The sequence below is a fragment of the Anaerovibrio sp. genome (assembly GCF_051866355.1).
GTDB lineage: Bacteria > Bacillota > Negativicutes > Selenomonadales > Selenomonadaceae > Anaerovibrio.
Map to the genome: position 1 here is coordinate 4,700 of NZ_JBJDWZ010000183.1, position 1,188 is coordinate 5,887.

The 1,188-nt window shown below is 50.7% G+C and carries 1 protein-coding gene; it reads left to right on the forward strand.

Annotated elements, in window-relative coordinates; translation table 11 throughout:
• Positions 1 to 127 precede the first annotated feature (127 nt).
• A partial coding sequence (metG, locus tag ACI3UA_RS09645) for a methionine--tRNA ligase (protein WP_439724604.1) occupies positions 128 to 1,188 on the forward strand: 1,061 nt, incomplete at its 3' end.

Sequence of the window (1,188 nt, forward strand, 5' to 3'; positions counted from 1 at the left end):
CCGTGTATATAACCGTGTATGTAATCGTGTATATCGCCGTGTATAGCCGCCGTGTATATGACGCTGTGTATATATCATGTCCCCGGCATGATTTTAATTTCAAGTATATTTTTAGGAGGAAAACATTTTGAGCAACAAAAGTTTCTATATCACCACGCCAATCTACTATCCCAGCGCCAAGCTGCACATCGGCCACGCCTACTGCACCACCATTGCAGATTCGGTGGCACGCTTTCACCGTTTAGCGGGTGATGATGTATTTTTTCTGACCGGCAGTGACGAGCATGGGCAGAAAATCCAGCAGAAGGCAGAGGAGCAGGGTATCAGCCCGATTGAATACGTGGACCCTATCGTGGCAGGCTTTCAGCATCTATGGGAAATGCTGAACATATCCAACGATGATTTTATCCGTACCACGGAAAAACGCCACGAAAAGGTCGTGCAGGAAATCTTCCGCCGCATTTATGACAAGGGTGATATATACAAAGGCGCCTACACGGGACTTTACTGTACCCCGTGCGAAAGCTACTGGACGGAGCATCAGCTGGACGAGGACGGCTGCTGTCCTGACTGCCATCGCCCGGTACAGGAGGTATCGGAGGAAGCGTACTTCTTCAAAATCAGCAAGTACGCCGACCGCCTGTTGCAGTACATTGAGGACAATCCTGATTTTATTCAGCCTGTTTCCCGCCGCAACGAAATGATAAACTTCATCAAGCAGGGCATGGAGGATTTGTGTATTTCCCGTACCTCCTTTGACTGGGGCATTCCTGTACCGATTGATGAAAAGCACGTTATCTATGTATGGTTTGACGCCCTGTCCAACTACCTGACCCCTATCGGCTATCTGGATGACCCGGAGAAGTTCGGCAAATACTGGCCGGCCAACATCCATCTGGTAGGCAAGGAGATTGTGCGCTTCCATTCCATTATCTGGCCGTGCATCCTCATGGCTCTTGACCTGCCACTGCCGAAGCAGGTATTCGGCCATGGCTGGCTGGTGGTGGATGGCAGTAAGATGTCCAAGTCCGTGGGCAACGTCATTGACCCGATTGGCCTGATTGAAGAATTTGGAGCGGATGCCATCCGCTATTTCCTGCTTCGTGAAATCAATCTGGGGCAGGACGGCAATTTCTCCCGTGATGCCCTCATCCAGCGCATCAACGCTGACCTGGCAAATGACCTGGG